This window comes from Vibrio sp. A11 (assembly GCF_013048705.1).
Classification (GTDB): Bacteria; Pseudomonadota; Gammaproteobacteria; order Enterobacterales; family Vibrionaceae; genus Vibrio; species Vibrio metschnikovii.
Map to the genome: position 1 here is coordinate 1 of NZ_VHSI01000050.1, position 1,560 is coordinate 1,560.

At 39.6% G+C, this 1,560-nt stretch carries 1 protein-coding gene; it reads left to right on the forward strand.

Translation table 11 applies throughout. The annotated features are described in order from the left end of the window. The first annotated feature begins 150 nt into the window (after positions 1-150). Positions 151-666 carry a peptide deformylase gene (def, locus tag FKQ60_RS17215; RefSeq protein ID WP_170906820.1) on the forward strand — a complete coding sequence of 172 codons (516 nt, stop codon included), beginning with the start codon at positions 151-153 and terminating at the stop codon, positions 664-666. Positions 667-1,560: the final 894 nt, after the last annotated feature.

Below are 1,560 nucleotides of genomic sequence, written 5' to 3' on the forward strand. Positions count from 1 at the left end.
TTTGCCTAACAAAGCGTTAAAGAGGGACAGCCAACGCGTGGCATTTTTACTGTGCGTTGATTTCGGTGGTTACGGTGTTATGCAGAAAGTTGGTAGTAGCGTTGGCTGCCCCTTAACGCGGCGTTATGTGCTTAAAGTATAAAGGTAAATATGGCAGTTTTAGAAATTCTTACAGCACCAGATCCAAGGCTTAAGATTACAGCAGAGAAAGTTCAGGATATTGAATCGGTTCAGAAATTAATCGATGATATGTTGGAAACCCTATATTCAACTGATAATGGTATAGGTCTAGCTTCAGTTCAAGTGGGTCGTAAAGAAGCGGTTGTTATTATCGATCTTTCAGATAATCGAGATCAGCCATTGATATTGATTAACCCTGAAGTAGTGAGTGGTAGCAACAAAGCTTTAGGTCAAGAGGGGTGTCTTTCAGTTCCAGATTATTATGCAGAGGTGGAGCGTTATACATCAGTTGTAGTATCGGCGTTAGATCGAACAGGTCAGCGAATCACGATCGAAAGTGATGATTTTCTGGCTATCGTGATGCAGCATGAGATTGATCATCTTTCTGGTAATTTATTCATTGATTATCTTTCACCGTTAAAGCGTCAAATGGCGATGAAAAAGGTGAAAAAGTACGTCAAATCGCACCCTCAACCACGCACATAACAAACGGTTAAAGAGGGATTCGCAACGCTCGGCATTTTTATTATGCGTTGATTTCAGTGGTTATGGTGTTGTGCGGTGATTTGGTAGTTGCGTTGCTCACCCCTTAACCGGGCGTTATGCTTTATTGAGCCTCAGCAAAATCAATATATAAATTTTAATGGGAAAACTTAGTCTGATTTAGAAGTTTTCTTATTCTAATTTATTGATATTATGAGTTTATTGTTCTTTTTTGTTGCTATTGAAAGTTGAACGATACTTGTGCTTTTCGGCAACTTTGCCCTGATAAATTGTGTACGCAAAGGTTCGATTGTCGCTGAAAGGTCTCTTTCTTTGGTGTTGCTTGCTCATTGATTCCGCAGGCTATTTCGCTTCAGCATGTTTGGGATCTCATTGACATCTTGCTTGCTGATAGTGTTTGGTTAGCGCAAGTTTATCGATGTTTGTGCGCTTTTTTCCGGCTTTGCTCTGATAAATTGTGTGCGTAAAAGGTTCGATTGTTGCTGAAAGGTCTCTTCCTTTGGTGTTGTTTGCTCCTTGATTCCGCAGGCTAATTCGCTTCAACTTGTTTGGGATCTTATCGACAACAATGATTACTGAAAGTAGGCTGGTTTGTCATTTTGAGTTAAACTGCTGCGAACAAATGAATTTTGTAAAAGTTCAATGTAATCAATAAGTAATAAAACATAACAAACGCTTCAAGAGGGACTTCCAACGCGTGGCATTTTTATTATGCGTTGATTTCGGTGGTTTTAGTGTTATGCGGAAACTTGGTAGTAGCGTTGTCAGCCCCTTAAGCGGGCGTTATGCTACCAGTCGAAATCTTCAATAAGGAATACTATGAAACAGAACATTGTCCATATTGCTTTAGTTGTAAAAGATTATGATGAAGCCATT

Excerpts from the sequence above, each read along its gene's own strand:
- def (WP_170906820.1), top strand. The coding sequence starts at position 151 with ATGGCAGTTTTAGAAATTCTTACAGCACCAGATCCAAGGCTTAAGATT.